The sequence below is a fragment of the Sorangium sp. So ce726 genome, from assembly GCF_051521405.1.
In the GTDB taxonomy this organism is placed as follows: Bacteria; Myxococcota_A; Polyangia; order Polyangiales; family Polyangiaceae; genus Sorangium.
The window spans coordinates 91,364-111,312 of the sequence record NZ_CP150349.1 but is presented as its reverse complement, the minus strand read 5'-3'; the positions used below and the strand labels follow the sequence as shown (position 1 = coordinate 111,312).

The 19,949-nt window shown below is 70.0% G+C and carries 14 protein-coding genes; 6 read left to right on the top strand and 8 right to left on the bottom strand.

The window, feature by feature from the left end:
* Positions 1-282 precede the first annotated feature (282 nt).
* Both WME79_RS00410 and WME79_RS00405 read left to right on the top strand, forming a co-directional pair.
* Positions 283-1,284 carry an N-acetylornithine carbamoyltransferase gene (locus WME79_RS00410; protein ID WP_437530850.1) on the top strand — a complete coding sequence of 334 codons (1,002 nt, stop codon included), beginning with the start codon at positions 283-285 and terminating at the stop codon, positions 1,282-1,284.
* Positions 1,285-1,289: 5 nt separating this feature from the next.
* Positions 1,290-2,627, top strand: a complete 1,338-nt coding sequence (locus WME79_RS00405; protein WP_437530847.1) for an acetylglutamate kinase — start codon at positions 1,290-1,292, stop codon at positions 2,625-2,627.
* Between the two features lie 220 nt (positions 2,628-2,847).
* Here the strand turns inward: WME79_RS00405 and WME79_RS00400 are convergent, their stop codons facing one another.
* The gene (locus tag WME79_RS00400) at positions 2,848-3,621 is read right to left on the bottom strand and encodes a GNAT family N-acetyltransferase (RefSeq protein WP_437530844.1); all 774 of its coding nucleotides are present in this window, start codon (positions 3,619-3,621) and stop codon (positions 2,848-2,850) included.
* A gap of 319 nt (positions 3,622-3,940) precedes the next feature.
* The gene (locus WME79_RS00395; RefSeq protein WP_012232705.1) at positions 3,941-4,552 is read right to left on the bottom strand and encodes a superoxide dismutase; all 612 of its coding nucleotides are present in this window, start codon (positions 4,550-4,552) and stop codon (positions 3,941-3,943) included.
* 346 nt (positions 4,553-4,898) lie between these two features.
* On the opposite strand from WME79_RS00395, the gene WME79_RS00390 reads away from it, so the two are divergent.
* From WME79_RS00390 to WME79_RS00380, 3 genes are all read left to right on the top strand, one after another.
* Entirely contained in the window at positions 4,899-6,725 is a 1,827-nt protein-coding gene (locus WME79_RS00390; protein WP_437530840.1) for an OmpA family protein, read from the top strand.
* A 13-nt stretch (positions 6,726-6,738) separates the two neighbouring features.
* Entirely contained in the window at positions 6,739-10,995 is a 4,257-nt protein-coding gene (locus WME79_RS00385) for a hypothetical protein (RefSeq protein WP_437530838.1), read from the top strand.
* A gap of 186 nt (positions 10,996-11,181) precedes the next feature.
* Positions 11,182-12,048, top strand: coding sequence for an Hsp33 family molecular chaperone HslO (locus WME79_RS00380; protein ID WP_437530835.1), 867 nt, complete (start codon positions 11,182-11,184; stop codon positions 12,046-12,048).
* Positions 12,049-12,079: 31 nt separating this feature from the next.
* Here WME79_RS00380 and WME79_RS00375 read toward each other — a convergent pair whose 3' ends face one another.
* From WME79_RS00375 to WME79_RS00350, 6 genes are all read right to left on the bottom strand, one after another.
* Positions 12,080-12,715: a TetR/AcrR family transcriptional regulator gene (locus tag WME79_RS00375; protein ID WP_437530832.1), complete on the bottom strand. Its 636-nt coding sequence runs from the start codon at positions 12,713-12,715 to the stop codon at positions 12,080-12,082.
* On the bottom strand, positions 12,712-14,358 hold the full coding sequence (locus WME79_RS00370) for an FAD-dependent monooxygenase (RefSeq protein WP_437530829.1): 1,647 nt from the start codon (positions 14,356-14,358) through the stop codon (positions 12,712-12,714). The genes WME79_RS00375 and WME79_RS00370 overlap by 4 nt, the downstream gene beginning before the upstream one ends.
* Before the next feature lie 384 nt (positions 14,359-14,742).
* Positions 14,743-15,960, bottom strand: coding sequence for a sugar ABC transporter permease (locus tag WME79_RS00365; RefSeq protein WP_437530826.1), 1,218 nt, complete (start codon positions 15,958-15,960; stop codon positions 14,743-14,745).
* Entirely contained in the window at positions 15,957-16,727 is a 771-nt protein-coding gene (locus WME79_RS00360) for an ATP-binding cassette domain-containing protein (protein ID WP_437530824.1), read from the bottom strand. Before WME79_RS00360 ends, WME79_RS00365 begins: the two co-directional genes overlap by 4 nt.
* Before the next feature lie 23 nt (positions 16,728-16,750).
* Complete coding sequence (locus WME79_RS00355) at positions 16,751-17,875, bottom strand: sugar ABC transporter substrate-binding protein (protein WP_437530821.1); 1,125 nt, start codon at positions 17,873-17,875, stop codon at positions 16,751-16,753.
* A gap of 427 nt (positions 17,876-18,302) precedes the next feature.
* Complete coding sequence (locus tag WME79_RS00350) at positions 18,303-19,067, bottom strand: hypothetical protein (protein WP_437530818.1); 765 nt, start codon at positions 19,065-19,067, stop codon at positions 18,303-18,305.
* A 28-nt stretch (positions 19,068-19,095) separates the two neighbouring features.
* On the opposite strand from WME79_RS00350, the gene WME79_RS00345 reads away from it, so the two are divergent.
* Entirely contained in the window at positions 19,096-19,542 is a 447-nt protein-coding gene (locus WME79_RS00345) for a cellulose binding domain-containing protein (protein ID WP_437530815.1), read from the top strand.
* Positions 19,543-19,949: the final 407 nt, after the last annotated feature.

The window sequence follows — 19,949 nt, the reverse complement described above, 5'->3', positions numbered from 1 at the left end:
CGACACACACGCATCATGGATCCGCGCGACAGCTGACATCGCGGCCCGCCCGAGTCGTCGGGCACCGCTGAGGAGAGCGCACCATCGCGGGCCGACCGCGAAGCGCATCAGCCCGCCATGGGGTGGCGTGGCGCATCGCGCAGCGGCCCCGGCGCGCCGGAGGCGAGCGGCCGCCCCTTGAATCGCCCGCGCGCCGCGCGCCCATGAGCGGCGTTGACATCACCGCCAGGCTTGCTCCAATGCGAGTGCCCGTTCCGCGCCGTTCAAACGAGGAGGCATCCGATGCGGCACTTCCTGACCACGATGGACTACACCCGCGCAGAGATCGAGGGCCTCCTCGAGCGCGCGCAGCGCTTCAAGCGGCGGCCGATCGAGCCGCGCCTCAAGGATCGCACCATCGCGCTCGTCTTCTTCAACCCATCGCTGCGGACGCGCACCTCCTTCGACGTCGGCATCCGGGAGCTCGGCGGCCATGCCGTCGTGCTCGAGCCTGGCCGGGGCGCCTGGCCCATCGAGTTCGAGGAAGGCATCGTGATGGACGGCGAGCCGGAGGAGCACATCCAGGAGGTCGCTCGCGTGCTCTCCCGCTACGCCGACCTCATCGGCGTGCGCGCGTTCCCCAAGTTCCAGCGCTGGGAGGACGATCGCCAGGACAAGGTGCTCCAGGGCTTCGCCCGCCACGCCACCGTGCCGGTCGTCAACCTGGAGACGATCACCCACCCCTGCCAGGAGCTCGCGCTCGCGCTCGCCATGAAGGAGCGCCTCGGCCGCCTCGAGGGCAAGAAGTTCGTCCTCACCTGGACGTATCACCCGCGCCCGCTCAACACCGCGGTCGCCAACTCGGCCGTTCTCATCGCGTCCAAGCTCGGCATGGACGTCACCCTCCTCTGCCCCAGCGAGGAGTACCACCTCGACGAGCGCTACCTCGACGCCGCCAGGAAGAGCGCCGAAGGCAACGGGCAGAAGCTCTCGATCACCTACGACATCAAGTCCGCCTACGAGGGCGCCCACGTCGTGTACGCGAAGAGCTGGGGCGCGATTCCCTACTTCGGGCGCTGGGAGCAGGAGAAGCCCATCCGCGACAGGCACAAACACTTCATCGTCGATGAGCAGAAGATGGCGCTCACCGCGGGGGGGCTCTTCTCCCACTGCCTGCCGGTCCGGCGCAACGTGAAGGTCACGGACGCGGTGATCGACTCGCCAGCATCGATGGTCATCGACGAGGCCGAGAATCGGCTGCATGTTCAGAAGGCCGTGATGGACGTGCTGGCCAACGGGTGGTGACCACGATGGGTTCGACGCAAGACGTCATCGTCCGCCTGCTCAGGAACCTCGGCAGCCGCAAGGAGGTCGAGCAGTACCTGAAGCAGTACGCGGCCGTCGATCAGCAGAAGTTCGCCATCATCAAGGTCGGCGGCGCCATCCTCGACGAGGACCTCGAGGCGCTCGCGACCTCGCTCGTGTTCCTCAACCAGGTCGGGCTGTATCCCGTCGTCATCCATGGCGCCGGGCCGCAGCTCGATCGGGCGCTCGCCCAGGCGGGCATCCCGACGGAGCGGGTCAATGGCCTGCGCGTCACGACGCCCCGCATCCTCGAGATCGCCCGCCGCGTCTTCCTCCGCGAGAACCTGCGGCTCGTCGAGGCGCTCGAGGAGATGGGCACGCGCACGCGGCCGATCACGGCGGGCGTCTTCGAGGCGTCGCTGCTCGACGAGCCGCGCCTCGGGCTGGTGGGCAAGGTGGAGCGCGTCCATGTCGACGCGGTGAGGTCCAGCCTCCGCGCCGGGCACCTGCCGATCCTGGCCTGCCTCGGGGAGACGCCGGGCGGGCAGATCGTCAACATCAACGCCGACGTCGCCGCGCGCGAGCTCGCGCTCGCGACGCAGCCGTTCAAGATGATCTTCCTCACGAGCACGGGTGGCCTCCTCGACGAGCACGGGCGCATCATCTCGGCGATCAACCTCGAGGAGGATTTCGCGGGCCTCATGGCCCAGCCCTCGCTGAACGGGGGCATGCGCCTCAAGCTGCAGGAGATCAAGCTCCTGCTCGACGGGCTGCCGGCGACCTCCTCGGTCTCGATCACATCACCGGATCACCTGGCGAAGGAGCTCTTCACGCACACGGGCTCTGGCACGCTCGTCCGCCGCGGCGAGCGGATCCTCCGGCACGACGCGCTGGACGACGACATCGACCGCATCCGGCTCCGCGATCTGCTGGAGACGTGCTTCCAGCGGAAGCTCGATGAGCACTACTTCGAGAAGAAGCCTTTCTATCGCATCTACCTGTCCGACTCGTACCGGGCGACGGCGATCCTCACGCTCGACCCGGGCGGGAGGGCCCCGCTCACTCCGTACCTCGACAAGTTCGCGGTGACCTCGGAGGCGCAGGGCGTGGGTATCGGCGGCTCGCTCTGGACGCGGATGAAGAACGAGAACCCGAAGCTGTTCTGGCGCGCCCGGAACGGCAACGAGATCAACCCCTGGTATTTCCAGCAGGCCGAGGGCAGCTACCGCAACGAGAACTGGACGGTGTTCTGGTACGGCCTGTCGAGCTTCGACGACATCCGGGCCTGCATCGATCACGCGCTGTCCTTGCCGGCGACCCTGCGCCAGCACGGCACGGCCTAGAGCGACGGTCACCCGCTTCGGATACGGGCCCACCTCGACGTTTTCGGTGCTCAGCGCACCGGAGTGCGCTTGCGCGCCGAAAACGCCGATCTGGGCCCGTCTCCTGTGCGGGAGACCGCCGCTCTGCTCGACATGGTGCAGAGGGGGGCGGAAACCGCTCTAACCCCGACCGACGCCGCCTTTATCCGCCGTGGCGAGGGCGCCTCGTCGCGCTCCGGGCTCACGGCGGGTCGCCCCCGCCGTCGGTCTCCACGTCTTCGAGCAGATCGCTCTCCTCGTCCGTCGCGGGGCCCGGCGGGCGCGACGCCGGCGGCGGGGCGCTCGACCTCTTCTCGCCGGCGCGCGCCTTCGGCGGCCGCCGCGGCGCTCGCTTCGGCTTCGCGGGCGCGCTGAGCGCCTCCGGGTTGCGGGGCTTCTTGAGCGCCCGAGGCGGCAGGAGCTCCGCGTCGACAGCGACCTTCTTCGCCATGAAGATCGCGGCGTCGAGCCGGTAGAAGCTGCGCTTCCGGTAGAACTTGAGGGCGCCGTCGTTGTTCTCGGCCACCTCCAGCACGAGGTGGGTGCAGCCGTGGATGCGCGCGAGGTGCTCGAGCTGCTCCAGCATGAAGGCGCCGACGCCGCGGCCCTGGTACTCGGGGTGGACCGCGAGCTCCTCGACGAAGAGCGGGCGCATGTCGTGCTTCGTGAAGTAGCGCTCGTTCATCCAGTTGTCGGTCCCGGTGATCTCGAAGGCGCACTCCGCGTAGCCGACGATCTCCTGACCATGCGCCGCCCGGACCTCGAAGAGGAGCTGCTCGACCCCTTCTTCTTCGTAGACCTCGAGGAACCGCTTCTTCGAGCGAGGCCGCTGGTATTCGACCGTCTCCCGGTTGACGTCGCGGAACACCTTCTTGAGGAATTCCCAGACCCGGTTCAGGTCGCGCCGGTGGATCCGGCGCACGTAGATGAGGCACTCTTCCCCGGCGCCGCGGGTGCTCGACTCGGCCTTGCTCATCGCCGCGCCCAGTCTACAGGACGAACGCGGCCGGGGCACATGGCGCGAGCGACGATCCGGAAAGCAGCCTCTCGCCTGGCAGCCCGACCCGAGGGGAGGTGGCCGTCACGCGGCGCGCGCACCAGGTCATCATCACGCCTTGGCGGGCGCTCGTCTCAGCCTGCGACGGACATGAGGCCCGAAGCGGCATCACGCGCTGAGAGGCGTCAGTGGATCGCGGGGTGGTGGGGCCCCACCGAGCTTAGCTCGGTGGGGCGGCGGGGGCGCGTGCCCCCGCCGTTGAACTGAAGGCGCGTGCCCCCGCCGTGTAACAACAGAATCAACCCTGCTGAGCGTGCGGCCCGATCTGCGCGAGGCGCGCGTTGATCACGTCCCAGTTCAGGCCCGAGAGCACGTTGGCCACATAATCCGCCTTCTTGGTCTGGTAGTCCGCAAAGTACGCGTGCTCCCAGGCGTCGATGGCGACCATGATATGCGTGTTCGCGAACAGACCGACATCGTGCTCGGTCCGGACGAGGTTATTGAAGAGCTTCTGCTCCTGGTAGTCGTACACGAGCACCGTCCAGCCGTGCGCGCTCAGGAGCGACGCCTTCGCGTCGGCCAGCCAGGCGTCGAAGCTGCCGAACGACGCCTCGATGAGCTTCTTCGACTGGGCGCTCGGCTGCGTCGAGCCGTTGCCGATGTTCTCGAAGTACAGCTCGTGGAGCACCGTGCCGTTGAAGGCGACCGGCTCGCGGCGCTTCAGCTCGCTGTACGCGTTGTACGAGTAGTTCGGCGCGCTGCGGTCCGCCTTGCCAAGCTGCTCCCAGATCTCGTTGAGCTTCTTCACGTAGCCCTGGTACAGCGTGAAGTGCGCCTTGAGCTGCAGGTCGCTCAAGCCCTTGGCGTTGCCGCCGAGGAGGTTGTCGAAACTCTTAGGTTCGCGTGACATGGAGCCTCCTAAACGAGTACCGCAAGCAGTGCGTGCCGCGGGGTGAGGTCGCCGCTTTACCGCTGCCGCTCCCCGGTAGCAACCCTGCCGTGCGACGTCACACACAGCCGACTCACGACGCCATCGGGCCTGACCTTCCGCGCAGGAAACTCCGGACGCCGGCTCGAGCCGCACCGTGAGCCCGCGTAGGGACGCCACACCCCCCCGCGCCACAGCGCGCAGCACCCGAGCTGGCCCGATCGGCCGGCGTGCGCCCAAAAACCTCGTGAAACGTTGAACGCCGCCGCCGTTTCGGTCGATACTCCTGGTGCTTGCTGTTCCTTCGCGCAAGGAGGCGACCTCGTTCATGCCGGCTCGTACACAGGGGACCCATCCGACGGCCGCGCTCGCGGCGACGCTGTGCCTGCTCGGCGCAGCGGCTCACGCCGAGGCGCAGGAACCCGCGAGACCTGAAGGCTTCGCGCTCGACAGGTTCCAGCCTGCACCCGCCGGCGACAGGATGTTCGGAGTCCAGTCCGCCTACACGGCAGGAAGCACCGCACCCCACATCATGCTCCTCGGCGATTATGCCCAGGATCCGCTCGTGTTGCGGCGGTTGTCGGGGAACGAGGATATCGGCGACGGCAAGGTCGTCGGCAGCCAGCTCCTGCTCCACCTGAGCGCCTCGCTCTCGCTCTGGGAGCGCCTCACGGTGAACATCGATCTGCCCCTCGCGCTCCAGTCGGGCGACGGCGGCGCCGCCTCCGGCGCCTTGCTGCCGCCGCCGACCAGCAGCGCCCTCGGGGATCTCCGGCTCGGCGCGCGCGCGACGCTCTTCGGCGGCTACTTCGATCCGTTCCAGATCGCCCTCGGCGGCTACGTGTGGCTGCCGACCGGCGACCCGGAGGCGTATTCGGGCGACGGCAGCGTGCGCGGCGGTCCGCAGCTCATCCTCGGCGGCCACCTGGATCGCGCGGTGTGGTCGCTCGCCGCGGGGCCGGAGTTCCGGTCCACGAAGCAGTTCGCCAACGTCGAGCAGGGGATGACGGTGCACTGGGGCGCCGGCGTCGGGCTGCTGCTCGACGACGAGCGACGCCTGCAGATCGGCCCTGAGATCACCGGCGCGCTCACGGTCACCGACGTCCAGCAGCGCACGACCAACCTGGAAGCCCTGCTCGGCGGGCGCTACCGCTTCGCGGACGACTTCGAGGCCGGGCTCGGCGTGGGCCCTGGCCTCACCCCCGGCGTCGGCACCCCCTCGTTCCGCGCGGTGGCCATGGTCGCCTACTCGCCCGAGGTGAAGCCGCCGGTGCAGGACCAGGACGCCGACGGCATCGCCGACGCGGACGACGCCTGCCCGCACACCGCGGGCGTCCGCAGCCCGGATCGCGCGAAGAACGGCTGTCCGCCGCCCAAGGACGCGGACCACGACGGCATCCTCGACGCGGTCGACGCCTGCCCCGCCGTGGCCGGCATCGCCTCGCCGGACCCGAAGAAGAACGGCTGCCCGCCGCCAGGGGACCGCGACAAGGACGGCATCACGGACGACGTCGACGCCTGCCCGGAGCAGGCCGGCCCGGCGAACGACGACCCGAAGCAGCACGGGTGCCCGCCGCCGCCCGATCGCGACGGCGACAAGGTCCCCGATGCGTCGGACGCCTGCCCGGATCTGCCCGGCCTCACCACGACCGATCCGGCCACGAACGGCTGCCCGGGCGACACCGACGGCGACGGCATCCGCGACGACAAGGACGCCTGCCCGAACGAGAAGGGCAAGCCGAACGAAGATCCGACGCAGAACGGGTGCCCGGTCGCGGTCCGGGTCACCGAGACCGAGATCGTCATCCTGCAGCAGGTGCAGTTCGACATTGGCAAGGCGACCATCCGTCCGGTGAGCAACGAGCTGCTCGACGAGGTCGCCGGCGTGCTCAAGGACCACCCGGAGATCCTCAGGATCGAGGTCCAGGGCCACACGGACGACCGCGGCACGCGCCAGTTCAACACGAAGCTGAGCCAGGCCCGCGCGGAGTCGGTGCTGAAGGCGCTCGTCGAGCGCGGCATCGCGGCCCAGCGCATGCAGGCGAAGGGCTACGGCCCCGACGTCCCCATCGCGGAGAACAAGACCGAGGCGGGTCGCCAGAAGAACCGGCGCGTCCAGTTCAACATCATCGAGAAGGAAAAGAAGCAGCCCTAGGCTGGAGGCGTCGATGGCAAAGCGATTGGCATTCACGGGGCTCACCAGCGCCGCGCTGCTCGGGGCGCTCACTGCGACCGCGAGCGCGGCTCCAGTGCGGCGGGTCCAGGTGGCGCAGCGGGGCGATTTCGTCCTCATCGGCAACACGCTCGCGCACGACTGCGCGTCGTCCACGCCCGCGCCGGCGGCGGGCAGCACGGTCGGGACGTGCGGCACGGCCGCGACGCTGGGGGACTCCGCGCCCGATATCTACTGGCGGGCCGACAGCCCCCTCGCCGGGCAGGCCGAGGCGAACAACACCATCGATCCCGCGGCTGCCCGCAGCACCGCGGTCCTCAGCCTCCCCGCGGGCGCGCGGGTGACCCACGCGTACCTCTACTGGACGGTGAGCCGCGACAGCGGCACCTCGGCCGATCTCTCCGTGACCCTGGATCGGCCTGGCGCCTTCTCTTCCAGCGTGACCGGTACGCTCTCGGGCCAGACGGAGATCTCGGGCCTCGCCCACGCCCAGGTGGTCGCCAACGTCACCTCGATCGTGCAGACGCGCGGCCAGGGGGCGTATCGCCTGAGCGGGATCTCCAACGGGACCGATCTGGACAGCGTGAGCCAGCAGATCGCGTTCGCCGGCTGGTGGATGGTCGTGCTCTACGAGCTGACGACAGCGCCCGCGCGGAACCTCGCCGTCTTCGACGGGCTGGATCAGGTGATCGACGGCGCGACGGTGGCCTGGAGGATCTCGGGGTTCGTCGTCCCCTCGGGCGCGGGCCAGGCGAAGCTCGGCGTCGTCGGGTACGACGGAGACAGCTCGACCGGCGACGCGCTCGAGTGGAACGGGACCGCGCTGTTCGACGCACAGAACCCGGCGAACAACTTCTTCAACAGCTCCCGTTCGTTCCTCGGCGCGCCGATGTCCTCGGCGGGCGATCTGCCGAGGCTCACCGGCGGGCCGCTGAGCATGAGCGGCATCGACATCGACGTGACGCAGGTGCCGGCCAACCTGCTCACGGCCGGCGACACGGAGGCCAATGTCGGAGCGGCCGTCAACGGCGCCGACAGCTACCTGCTCGGCGGCCTCATCACGTCGGTGCCGACGCGCCTCCCGGATCTCTCCACGTCGACCAAGTCGGTCCTCGATCTCAACGGCGGCGGCGTGACGCCTGGCGACACGCTCGAATACACGATCCTCGTCGCCAACACCGGGGATGACAACGCCGCGGCTGTCGTGCTGAACGACCCGCTGCCCGCCGGGGTCACCTTCGTGCCGGGCTCGCTCGAGATCGCCGCGGGCCCAAACATGGGCGGCGTGACCGACGCGCCCGGCGACGACGAGGGCGAGTACGTCGCCGGCTCGCGGACGATCCGCGTCCGGCTCGGCGACGGCGCCGACGCGGCCCAGGGCGGGTCGCTCGGCGTCAGCGAGACCACGACGGTGCGGTTCCGCGTGACCATCGATCCGGGCACGGACGGCGAGATCGCGAACCAGGCCATCATCACCGGGCAGAGCCCCGAGGGAGGCGCTGCCCAGGACTACCCGACGGACGGCAACGGCGCGGAGCCGGGCACGCCGCCCACGGAGATCCTCGTCGACAGCGACGGCGACGGGCTGAGCGACGGCGACGAGAACGGCGCTGGCACGGACCCGAACGACGCCGACACGGACGACGACGGCGTGAGCGACGGCGACGAGCAGCTCTGGGATCGCGACACCGACGGCGATGGCCTCGTCAACGCGCGGGACGTCGACAGCGACGACGACGGGCTGTTCGACGCGACGGAGATCGGCTTGACGGACTGCGATGGTCCGGGCACCGACGCGACGGCGGGGCACTGCGTGCCCGACGGCGACGCCGGCGCGACGACGACCGACCCGCTCGACGCGGACACCGACAACGGCGGCGTGCTCGACGGCTCGGAGGACGCCAACCTGAACGGCGTGCTCGACGCGGGCGAGAGCGACCCGGCGGCCGGGCACGGCGCCGACGACCAGCGCGCCGACGCCGACAACGACGGGCTCGGCGACGAGCTCGAGGAGACGCTCGGCACCGATCCGAACGACGCCGACAGCGATGACGACGGCGTGCGCGACGGCGACGAGCCGAACCCGACGGACGACAACGACGGCGATGGGCTGATCAACCCGCTCGACGTCGACAGCGACAACGACGGCCTCTTCGACGGGACCGAGCTCGGGCTCGGCTGCGACGGCCCGGGCACCGACGCGACGGCGGGCAGCTGCGCTCCCGACGGCGACGCGGGCGCCACCAGGACGTCGCCGCTCGAGGCCGACACGGACCGCGGCGGCGCGAGCGACGGCTCCGAGGACGTCAACCTGAACGGCGTGCTCGACGCGGGCGAGACCGACCCCCGTCTCGGTCACGGAGACGACGATCCGCAGAACACGGACACCGACGACGACGGGCTGAGCGATGATCTCGAGGTCTCGCTCGGCACGGACCCGAACGACGCCGACACCGACGGCGACGGCGTCCGCGACGGGCTCGAGCCGAACCCGGCGGACGATACGGACGGCGACGGGCTCCTCAACGCGCTCGACGTCGACAGCGACAACGACGGCCTCTTCGACGGGACCGAGCTCGGCCTGGGTTGCGACGGCCCTGGCACCGCGCCGTCGCGGCACTGCGCCCCGGACGAGGACTCCGGCGCCACGAAGACGTCGCCGCTCGACGCGGACACGGACAACGGCGGCACGAGCGACGGCTCCGAGGACGCCAACCTGAACGGCGTCGCGGACAACGGCGAGACCGACCCGACCCGCGGGCGCGGCGAGGACGACGGCGACAACGACGACGCGGACGAGGACGGGCTGAGCGACGATCTCGAGGAGACGCTGGGCACCGATCCGGACGACGCGGACTCGGACGACGATGGCGTGCAAGACGGGCGGGAGCCGAACCCGGCGGACGACGCGGACGGCGATGGGCTCATCCATCCCCTCGACGTGGACAGCGACGACGACGGCCTCTACGACGGGACCGAGCTCGGCCTCGCCTGCGACGGCCCTGGCACCGACGCGGACGCCAAGCACTGCACGGCGGACGGGGACAGCGGGGCCACGACGACGTCGGCGGTGAGCCGTGACAGCGACCGGGGCGGCGCGACCGACGGCTCAGAGGACGCCAACCTGAACGGCGCGCCCGAGGCCGGCGAGACCGACCCGACCGCCGGCCACGGCGCCGACGACAGCCAGAACGCCGATGGAGACGGCGACGGGCTGAGCGACGATCTCGAGGTGTTCCTCGGTTCGGATCCGGAAGATCGCGACACCGACAACGACGGTCTGCTCGACGGCGAGGAGCCGAACCCCAGCGACGACGGCGACGGCGACGACCAGGCCGACGTCCTGGACGCGGACAGCGACGGCGATGGGCTCTTCGACGGCACCGAGGCGGGGAAGGACTGCGCGGACGCGGACACCGATGCCGCCGCCGAGAGCTGCACGCCCGACGCCGACGGCGGGACCACCACGACGAGCGTGGTGAATCCCGACACGGACCGCGGCGGCCAGAGCGACGGCGATGAGGACGTGAACCACGACGGCAAGGTCGACGAGGGCGAGACCGATCCGAACGACCCCGGGGACGATCGCGGCGATCGCGACGGCGACGGCCTCTCGAACAGCGAGGAGACGGCGCTCGGCACCGATCCGGACGACGCCGACAGCGACGACGACGGCGCGCTCGACGGCGAGGAGATCGAGCCCGGCGTCGATACGGACAAGGACGGGAAGATGAACGCGCTCGATCCCGACAGCGACGGGGACGGGCTCTTCGATGGGACCGAGCTGGGCAAGGGCTGCTCGCACGAGGACACCGACGCCGACGCGGCGACCTGCGTGCCGGACGGCGACGACGGGGAGACGACGACCTCGCCGACGCAGGCCGACACCGACGGCGGCGGAGCGATCGACGGCGACGAGGACGCGGACCACGACGGGGTGATCGACGAGGGCGAGCGCGATCCGAACAACCCCGCGGACGATCAGCCCGCGGAGTGCGAAGAGGACAGCGCTTGCGGCGCAGGGATGGTGTGCGACGAGGAGACGAAGGAGTGCGTCCCGGGTTGCCGCAACCCCGACGACACGATCGGCCCGTGCACCACGCCGCTCCCCGGTGACGGCGTCGTGGTGCAAGGCGGCGGTTGCGCCTGCACGGTGGGCGCGGACGGCGACGGCAGCCGCTCGGCGCCGTGGGCCTTGCTCGTGGCCGGCGCCTGCGCCGCCGCGCTGCACCGGCGCCGCCGACGCAGCTGAGCTCTCCCCCCCGGGCGCCTCCGCACCCGCAGCAGGGGGCGCCTGTGCTACAAGCCAACGGAATAACTATGCTTTTATGCGAGGCGCGCCCGCTGGCGGGGCGCCTCCGCCTGCGGCGACCGATGCGCCGCGGGTTGCCATCGGCCGTCCGTGGCCTAACGATGATTTCTCACGGGAGAGTGCCTCTTGCCCCGACATTCTGATTCCGTCGTCCGCGCCATCACGATGGATGGCGCTTTTCGCGTCATCACGGCGCTGACCACCGAGACCGTGCGGGGGGCCGTCGCGGTGCAATCTGCGACCGGCGCGACCGCGCAGCGGCTGGGAGAGCTGATCACCGGCGCCATCCTCGTGCGTGAGGCGATGGCCCCGAACCTGCGGGTCCAGGCGATCGTCAAGGGCGCGGCCGGCCACGGGAGCCTGGTGGCCGACTCGCACCCGGACGGCACGAGCCGCGGCCTGGTCAACCTGGGCAAGGGGGCCCCGGCGGAGAGCGCGGTGGAGATCGGCGAAGGGTCGCTGCTGCAGGTCATGCGCACGCTGCCGAGCGGCATGCTCCACCAGGGGGTCGTCGAGATCCCGACCTCGGGCGGCATCTCTGCGGGCCTGATGACGTACATGCAGGAATCGGAGCAGGTCGTCTCGATGATCGCGGTGGCGACGCTGATCGGCGAGGACGGCGTCGGCGCTTCCGGCGGCTACCTCGTGCAGCTGCTCCCGGAGGTCGAGCGCGGTCCGCTCATGGTGATGACCGAGCGGCTCAAGGACTTCGAGCGCCTCGACGACGTGCTCGCGCACGAGGGAGCCTCGGCGGACGTGCTGCTTGGGGAGCTGCTTTACGGCATGCCGTTCTCACGGCTCGAGGACTCGCCGCTCAGCTTCAGCTGTCGCTGCAGCGAGCTCCGGGTGATGGCCACGCTGGCGAGCCTGCCGCGGAGCGACATCGAGGAGATGGTCACGGACGGGAAGGTCCTCGACATCCGCTGCGATTATTGCGGGAAGGACTACCAGGTGTCGCCGTCGCAGCTCCGCTCGCTGCTGACGACGAGCTGAGCCGCCGCGCGCCCGCGCGCCCGGCGCGACCTCACGCTGGCAGGCCGGGCGAGAGGCCGCGGCTCACGAACGCGATGACCCGCTCGATCTCCGCCTCGTCGTCCCACGCCGCGTCGGGAGCGATGAACACGCGGTGGAGGATGTACCCCGCGAACGTCGAGATGATGGAGCGCAGGACGAGGGGAGGCGGCCACGGGACGATCTGCCCGTCGCGCTGGAAGTGCTCGATCAGGGTGATCGCCTTCGCGAGGATCGGCGCGTACACCCGGCTGGCGATGCCGATCCGCAGCTCGGCGTCGAACGGCAGCTCCTGCGCGAGGATGCGCACGAGCTGCGGGTGCGCGCGCACGAACGCGGTGCGCTCGGCGAGGAGCGCCCGCAGGAACGCCTCGAAGGTCGGGTAGCTCGCGTCGAAGAGCGGGTCCATGGAGCGCGCCATCGCGGGCCCCACGAGGTGCTCGATGGCGGGACCGAGCACCCCCAGGAGGAGGTCCCTCTTGCTCGGGAAGTACTTGAAGATCGTCGCCTCGGCGACCCCTGCGCGCCGAGCGATGTCCCGCGTCGCGGTCCCGTGGAAGCCCTGCTCGGCGAAGGCCGCCACCGCGGCCTCGACGATCTTCTTCTGCGCCTCGGTCAGCGTGTCGTTCGAGCGCGGTCGTCGGCTCATCGGCGTTCGCCCTGGTCACCAGCGGCTTCGGCCCTGCGCGTGAAGAGCCGGTCGAGGGCCCGGCGGAGCTCGCCCTCGTCGAGCGGATCGCTGCGCACGCTGACATGGCCGTCTGGCCGGACGAGGACGGCGGCCGCCGACGCGGCGCCATACGCCGCGTGGGCGTGCCCGTCGGGATCCGCGTATCCTCCGGCGTCGGGCGCGCCGATGACCAGGACCTTGAGGTCGGGTCCCCCGAGCTTCGCCGCGAGCTTCCGTGCATGCTCGCGCGCCCCGCCGTCCGCCTGCGGGCCGGTGAAGAGCAGCAGCATCCATTCTGCGCCGCGCATCAGGTCGAAGAGGTGGACCTGCGCGCCCGCCTCGCTGCGCAGCACGGCGTCCGGCGCGCGATCCCCGGCGTGGGGCCCGTGCTCGGGAGGGCTTCCGATCTGCACGGACAGCGGGCTCTTCCGGTAGCGGATCTTGAGCTGCGAGAGGAATCCCAGGATCCGGCGCTGCACGGCGGGGATGCCGAGGAGGCGGACCGCGAGGCGCGGCGCTACCGCGCGCAGCGTCCGGCCCAGCAGACCGTGCCCTGCCATGAGCCCGAAGAGGCGGTCTGTGAACTCGACCAGCCGGCGGGCGACCGGCAGCCGCTCCAGCTCGTAGGTGTCCAGCAGCCATGCTGGCATCCGGCCTTGTTCGACGGCTGCGAGCTTCCACGCCAGGTTGTAGGCGTCCTGGATTCCGGTGTTCATGCCCTGCCCCCCGGCCGGGCTGTGGATATGCGCCGCGTCTCCGGAGAGGAAGATCCGGCCCTTGCGCAGCCGCGTGGCCACGCGGTGGTGCAGCCGGTAGCGCGAGAGGACGTTCGCTCTCTCGACCTTGAACGATACCGGGATCATCTCGCGCATCGCGGCCTCGAACTCCTCGAGCGAGACCGGCGCGCCGTGCGCCGGCGACGGTTCGGGCTGGATGAGGATGACGCGGAACCGATGGCTGCCGGGCACCGGAAAGGCCGCTGCGACGCCGCGACGCGAGGGGCTGATGTAGATGTCTCCGTCCGGGAGCGGCCAGTCGACGATGAGGTCGCCGAGCATGCAGTGATCGTCGTAGGTGTCGCCCTCGAAGGCGATGTCCGCGCCCTTGCGGACGGCGCTGTGCGCGCCGTCGCAACCGAGGAGCCACCTGGCGCGCACCTCGTCGATGGTCCCGTCGGCCCGGCGGAGCGTGCAGGAGACGCCGGCGCTGTCCTGCGTGTAGGAGGCGAGCTCGACGCCGCGCTCGAGCGTCACGCCGAGCCCGGAGAGCCGGGAGCCCAGGACGCGCTCGGTGTCGAACTGCTGGATGGTGAAGATTCCCGGGAGCGGCGTGGATAGCTCCGGGAAGTTGAAGATCGGCAGCCGGGCGCGCTGTCCGTTCGAGAGAAGGACGTTGAGCCCTCCCACGCGCACGGCGTGTTCCATGGCGGCATCGAGGATCCCCATCCTGCTGAAGAGCTCCATCGTCCGCGTCTGCACTGCGAGTGCTCGCGAGTGATCCGACGGCGGCTCCGCTGCCTTGTCCACGATCCGCACCGTGAGCCCTCGCCGGGCGAGCTCCCCAGCCATCGTCAACCCGGTCGGCCCTCCGCCGACCACCAGCGCATCCAGTGCTCCCGCCATGACCCGCCTCCGATGATGGTGAGTAAGTACTCACTCACTATAGGTACGAGCGGCAGGTTGGCAAGAAGCGACCGCACCGGGGTTGGGCGACGGCGGAGCGACCGCACCGGCGGATGAGCGCACTGGGGTTGAACCGCCGACCGGGGTTGAGGTCACCCAACGGATCCGATCCGACATGATCGGATTCCTCGGTCAGGAACGCATCTGTCCTCACCGAGGTTGAGCTAGCAGCTCACCGTGGTTGAGCTTGTATGTGTGTGTGAGCTCGCGCCCACCCTTCCAAGCCCATCCCAACCATATTCCGTCCCGGAAGGACTCTCTCGCAGCCTCCCCGCCCGAGCACACCGCCTGCCGCCGCTCCCCGGGCCCTTCAAGGCGCAGGCGTCAGGCGCGTCCGGCCGGCTGCCGGCCGGACCTCGCGAGCGCATCGATGGTCACTGCCGCGAGGAGCGCTGCGCCGGTCACCATGAACTTCACCGACGACGGCAGTGCCAGCAGATCCATTCCGTTCGAAATGGACCCGATCAACAGCGCCCCGGTCAGCGCCGACCAGACGGACCCTCGCCCTCCGAACAGGCTCGTCCCCCCGATCACCGCGGCTGCGACCGCGTTGAGGAGCACGTCGCCGCCGCCAGACGACTGGTTCACGGCAAGCAGCCGCGATGTGGCCAGGATCCCCCCCGCGGCCGCGAGCGCCCCACACAGCGTGAAGACCGCCACCCGGATCGCGTCCACGCGGATGCCCGCGCGCCGCGCCGCCTCTGCGTTCCCGCCCACCGCCAAGATGTGCCGCCCAAACCGGGTGCGCCGCAGCAGCAAGTCGAAGCCGATCACGAAGCCGAGCAGCAGCAGCAACGCGAGCGGCACCCCTCGGTCGGCGTTGAGCAGACCGACGACGGCCGGTACCAGGACGACCACCACCGCGAGCCGCGCCGCCACAGCGCCCCTCGGGACGGGCGATAGCCCGGCCCTCACCCGTCGCTGCCAGGTCACCGCCTGCCCCGCCACCGCCATCCCGACGCCGATCGCACCGAGCGCCCACCCGAGCGCGGGCGAGAGGAACGTCCCGACCAGCCCCGAGATGAGCGGATCGTAGACGTTCACGGTGCCTGTCGTGCCGAGCACCCAGAGCAGGGCTCCCTGCCACGCGAGGAGCCCCGCGAGCGTGACGACGAACGAGGGCACCCGGAACCGGGTGAACCAGAACCCCTGCAAAAACCCGATCGCGGAGCCGGTCGCCACCCCGGCGAGCAGGGACAGCACCGAGCTCACCCCGTGCTGCACGTTCAGGATCGCCATCACCGCCGCGCTCATCCCGCTCACCGCGCCGACGGAGAGATCGATCTCGCCGAGCAGCAGGACCAGCACGAGCCCCACCGAGATCGTCCCCATGGCGGCGATCTGGAGGACCAGGTTGGTCAGGTTGCGCGCGGAGAGGAAGTTCTCGTTCTGAGACGCGAAGATGCCCCAGATCAGGATGAGCCCGAGCAGCACCGGCAGCGAGCTCGCGTCCCCCTGCCGCACGCGCCGCACGAGCGCAGCGAGGCCGGCCGCCGGCGGCTCGGAGGCCGCGACCTCGGTCTGTCCCGAGACACCCGTCATCCCGCCCTCCTTGTCTCCGCGACCTCTGCGCCGGTGATCCTGCCGACGACCTGCTCGCGCGACGCCGCGCTCGTGGTGAACGCGCCGGCGAGCTGGCCGAGCCGGAGGACGACGATGCGGTCCGAGATCTCGAAGACGTCCGCGAGGTTGTGGCTGATGACGAGGACGCCCAGCCCCTGCTGCTTGAGCCGTGTGATGAGCTCCAGGACTTGCTTCGTCTGGGCGACGCCGAGGGCGGCCGTCGGCTCGTCCAGCATGACGAGCTTCGCCTCCCCCATGACCGCGCGCGCCACGGCCACGGATTGCCGCTGTCCGCCCGAGAGCGCGGCGATCGGCGTGCGCACCGAAGGGAGTGTGACGTTGAGCGTCCTCAGCACCGAAAGGGCGCGCCGCTCCATGTGCTCCTCGTTCATGGCCCGCGAGAGCGGCTCGATTTCCTCCCTTCCAAGGAAGAGGTTCGCGACCACATCGAGGTTGTCGCACAGCGCGAGGTCCTGATACACGGTCGCGATCCCGAGCCTCGACGCGTCCTTGGGCCCCCGGAGCGTGACGGCCTGCCCGGCGAACCGCACCTCACCGCTGTCAGGCGGGAAGATGCCCGCGATCGTCTTGATCAGGGTCGACTTGCCCGCACCGTTGTCACCCACGAGGGCGACCACCTCGCCGGGGAAGACCTCGAGATCGACCCCGGAGAGGGCCTGCACCGCGCCGAATCGCTTGGTGATGCCGCGCAGTTCGAGGATCGGAGTTCGCCGCTCAGTGCTCATGGGCGTCGAGGACAGCTCCGGACCTAGAGGATGCCTGCCGCCTTGCAGGCCTCGACGTACTGGGCCGTGCAGATCTCCTCTTTGGACCAGAAGGCATCTGCGATCACCGTGTCCTTCAGGTTCTCCTTGGTGACCGCGAGGGGGACCAGGAGCACCGAGGGGACGTCCTTTTTCCCGTTGTTCACCGTCTTGCCCCCCGTGACGTCGGTGGGCACGGGCTTGCCCGTCGCGAGGTGGTACGCGATCACCGCCGCGGCCTCCGCCTGCGGCTTGATGGCCTTGTACACTGTCATGTACTGCTCGCCGAGGAGGATCCGCTGGACGGCCGCGAGCTCGGCGTCCTGGCCCGTCACGGGCGGCAGCGGCTTGATGCCGGCCGCCTTCATCGCCGCGATCGCGCCGCCGGCGGTCCCATCATTGGCCGCATACACCCCGTCGAGCTGGTTGTTCAGCGCGGTGAGGGCCTGGGTCATCTCGTCCTGCGCCTTGTCGGGGCTCCAGTCCGGCGTGTCGTATTCCTTGACCACCTGGATCTTGCCGTCGAGCGCGACGTGCGCCCCCTTCTTGAAGAGCATCCCGTTGTTGTCGGTCGCCGCGCCGTTGATCATCACCACGCGGGCGCTCGCCTTGTTGTCGAGCGCCTTCAGCAGGGACTCGCCCTGGAGCCGCCCCACGGACTCATTGTCGAACGAGACGTAGTAATCGATGGCGTCCGTCCCCGGGACGAGGCGATCGTAGGCGACGACAGGCACCTTCTGGGCCTTCGCCTTGGTCGCGATGACGGCCGCCGAGGCGCTGTCGACGGCGTCGAGGACGAGCACGCTGGCGCCGTTGGTCAGCGCCGCTTCGGCCTGGGCCTGCTGCTGCGACGCGTCCTGGTTCGCGTTGCTCGCGAGGACCTGGCAGTCCGGACAGAGGGCCTTCACCTTCGCCTCGAAGAAGGGGCGATCTTTGGACTCGTAACGCGCCGTCTTCGACTCCGGCAGGAGGAGCGCAATCTTGGCCCCGCCCGGCTTACCGCCCTTGTCGCCCGCGGCGGCGCCCTTGTCGCCCTCGGCGCCTCCCCCTTGCTTCTGCGAGCACGCGCTCAAGATGAGGCCACTCAGGGCCCACACTGCCAGTCGACCGCTGATCGCTGTGGTCTTCATGAAACCCTTCCCCTCGACGTGAACTACGGCTGGGCGGACCTATACTCTCGCTGGAGCGCGCCGTCCACAGAGGGCACGGGCGACGCGTCCTGCGGTTCGGTGCTCCCGTTTCGCGACGGGGAGAGACGGGCGCAGTGGTCAACGCGGTTCATCGAGGACCCCGAGTTCAACGGGCTCCACGGACCGCCTCCGCTGGAGGACGCGCAGCGCGGCCCCGTCACCCCACATGACCGACGCCAGGAACGCCACATCGACGCCGCTGGCGCCGCGGAGCGCGGTGTCCGCAAAACACACGAAACGTCGTCCAATGTATGGCCAGCATTCATCCGCCCGATCTGTGTGTAATGCATGTAGACGAATACCCTATCATCTACGACATCGCCGGAAAGTTCCCATGGCAAGCCGCTTGCTGATGCCATGCGGTTCCCTATAAGCTGTTGACCTCAACTTCCTTCCGTTCGGCCCTCGGACTTGGTCGAGCGGTCGCAGGGGTGTTCAAGATGCGACCGATGGCAAGGTGTGCGCCGCTGCTCGGCCCGATGACCTCGGGAGCAACTCGTGTCCGGGGTTCCAGGGGGAAGACGTCGACGAGGGCAGGAGCGCTGGCGCAGGTGGGCAGTCGCGGCAATCGAGTCAACCGAGTCAACGGGTCGAGCTCCTGGCCGAAGAGAACCACCGCGCTCTGCGCCATCTCGCTCCTGACCCTCGTGGCATGTGCCCAAGGCTCCAGCCTGGACGGCGAGAACACGGGGGGCGGGGGCGGCGCCAGCTCGGGCGGAACGCCGTCGTCCAGCTCAGCCGGCGCCGGCTCCACCGTGTCTGCAACGAGCAGCACGACAGCGAGCGGTACGACGGGCTCCGCGACAGGCGGCTCGTCCAGCGCGAGCGGCACTGTCACGAGCGCAGCGGTGAGCAGCTCGGCAGGCTCCGGTGGTGCCGACGGCACTGGCGGCGCCGGGGGCCCAGGCGGCGCTGGCGGCGAGGACGCCACGAGCTCAACGACGAGCAGCGCCGCCAGCTCCTCGGCGAGCAGCTCCGCCAGCTCCTCGGCGAGCAGCTCGGCCAGCTCCTCGGCGAGCAGCTCGGCCAGCTCCTCGGCGAGCAGCTCGACCAGCTCCAGCTCCACGACGAGCAGCACGACAGGCGCCGGAGGTGGTACCGCCACGAGCTCCACCACCGCAAGCTCCACCACCGGCGGCGATCCCACAGGGGAACTCGAGGTGCACTACGCCACCAGAGACGCCGCCGCCCAACCCTCCTCTCTTTCCTTCAAGGTCCGAGTCAAGAACACCGGAAGCACGAGCGTCGCGCTCAAGGATGTGACGATTCGCTACTGGTTCACATCCGACGGTTTCACGGCGGCACTGCTGAGCCGATGCGACTTCGCGTCGGTCACCGACGGGTGCGACAGCGTCACCAGGGCGATCCACGAGGCGTCTGGCACGGACGCCGATCACTACCTCGAGCTCGGCTTCTCCTCCGCAGCAGGCAACCTCGCAGTGGGCGCCACGTCGGGATACGCAGAGATCGCCATCTACAACGCAGCCTACGATAAGCTGACGCAGGCCAACGACTACTCCTTCAGCGCGACGACGACCACGTTCACACCTTCGATGCAGGTGACCGGGTACCGCGCCGGCGAGCTCGCCTGGGGTATCGAGCCCTAGCTCGGCCGCACACGCCCACGACGCCCCAATGCCATGCTGAGCCGCCCGCGGCGGGCGCGCCTCCGGTAGCCACCGGCGCCTCGATGCGCCCCTCGTTCGCCTTCCCAGAGCTCGCGTCGATCCAGCGCCGCTGTGGAAGGGTGCCCCCGCCCCCCCGTCGGTGGGCTGTGGCAGCCTGACTCGCCGCGCGCGCACGCCACACCCCGCAACATGCCGTTACACGCCCTGGCCCGTCCCAGGTTGCCGCGATGTAACGAATTTTCCATGGAATTCCGTCGCGCCATGGGACGCGAGCGCTTCCGCTCCATCTGGAGACGGGCAGCACGGGCGGCACCATCCTTGAATGGCCCCGCTCGGACCCTGAACTCTATGGATGCCACCGCGCGCGCAACTCCTTCTCCCCCGCC

Coding starts and splice junctions, on each gene's coding strand:
- WME79_RS00410 (WP_437530850.1), top strand. CDS start 283: ATGCGGCACTTCCTGACCACGATGGACTACACCCGCGCAGAGATCGAG.
- WME79_RS00365 (WP_437530826.1), bottom strand. CDS start 15,960: ATGACGGGTGTCTCGGGACAGACCGAGGTCGCGGCCTCCGAGCCGCCG.
- WME79_RS00400 (WP_437530844.1), bottom strand. CDS start 3,621: ATGAGCAAGGCCGAGTCGAGCACCCGCGGCGCCGGGGAAGAGTGCCTC.
- WME79_RS00355 (WP_437530821.1), bottom strand. CDS start 17,875: ATGAAGACCACAGCGATCAGCGGTCGACTGGCAGTGTGGGCCCTGAGT.
- WME79_RS00390 (WP_437530840.1), top strand. CDS start 4,899: ATGCCGGCTCGTACACAGGGGACCCATCCGACGGCCGCGCTCGCGGCG.
- WME79_RS00405 (WP_437530847.1), top strand. CDS start 1,290: ATGGGTTCGACGCAAGACGTCATCGTCCGCCTGCTCAGGAACCTCGGC.
- WME79_RS00370 (WP_437530829.1), bottom strand. CDS start 14,358: ATGGCGGGAGCACTGGATGCGCTGGTGGTCGGCGGAGGGCCGACCGGG.
- WME79_RS00375 (WP_437530832.1), bottom strand. CDS start 12,715: ATGAGCCGACGACCGCGCTCGAACGACACGCTGACCGAGGCGCAGAAG.
- WME79_RS00385 (WP_437530838.1), top strand. CDS start 6,739: ATGGCAAAGCGATTGGCATTCACGGGGCTCACCAGCGCCGCGCTGCTC.
- WME79_RS00360 (WP_437530824.1), bottom strand. CDS start 16,727: ATGAGCACTGAGCGGCGAACTCCGATCCTCGAACTGCGCGGCATCACC.
- WME79_RS00395 (WP_012232705.1), bottom strand. CDS start 4,552: ATGTCACGCGAACCTAAGAGTTTCGACAACCTCCTCGGCGGCAACGCC.